At 72.2% G+C, this 920-nt stretch carries 1 protein-coding gene; it reads right to left on the reverse strand.

Annotation, left to right across the window (positions count from 1 at the left end):
- Window positions 1-920, reverse strand: a 920-nt coding sequence (locus AC1DTN_RS37405; protein WP_477925156.1) for a molybdopterin cofactor-binding domain-containing protein, incomplete at both ends; no start/stop codon positions are given.

A 920-nucleotide genomic window follows, 5' to 3' on the forward strand; every position in this document is an offset into this window, starting at 1 on the left:
GGCGTGAACGGCGGCGACCGAAAGCGCACCCCCGTCGCATCGAAGATCGCATTCGCGATCGCCGCCGTTCCCGGCACCGAGGACGACTCCCCCGCGCCCAGCGGGGGCTCGCCGGGGCGCTGCATGTGCATCACCTCGATCACCGGCACTTCGCGGAAGTTGATGATCGGATAGGCGCCCCACTCGCGGCTCACCACCGCGCCGGGGGCCGGCGCCGTCGGCGGCGCGAACTGCACGCGCTCCTTGAGCGCGCGGCTCGTGGTCTGGATCACGTTGCCGTGGATCTGGTGCTCGACGCCGGCCGGGTTCACCATCAGGCCCGCATCGTGGCCCACCACCACGCGGCGCACGTGCACCTCACCGGTCTTGCGGTTGACCTCGACGTCCGCCACCCAGGCCGACCATGCGGCGCCGAAACCGGGCCACTTGCTGTGCACGTAGCGCGCGTAGGCGAAGCCCTGGCCGAACAGCACGTCGCCGCCCGGGCCCAGTCCGCCATCCGCGTTTTCCTGCGGCCCGGTGCGCATGCGCCAGCCGGCCTTCTGCGCGGTCTCGCGCACCAGGTCGGCCGCGCGCGGATCATGAAGATGCCGCAGCCGGAACGCGACCGGGTCGACGCCGGCGGCGGTCGCCAGCTCGTCGACATAGGACTCGTGCGCGAACGCGTTCGGCAGGGCCGAGACGCCGCGCAGCCACGAGGCGCGCACGATCGGCGCCATGTCATTGACCTTCACGCGGAGGTTGCCGTAGGCGTAGGGCGGCCGCGCGGTGCGGTCGCCCATCTCGAAGGCGTGCGCCGCCGGCTCGATGGTGCGGGTGAGCAGCAGCGCGAGCGTCGGCGCGCCGTTCGACGGGTACGAAGTCTCGAAGTCATAGGCGGCGACGCCTCCCTCGGCATCGAGCCCGCCCCGGATCTGCAT

It is taken from the genome of Rhizobium sp. 01T444, assembly GCF_056398305.1.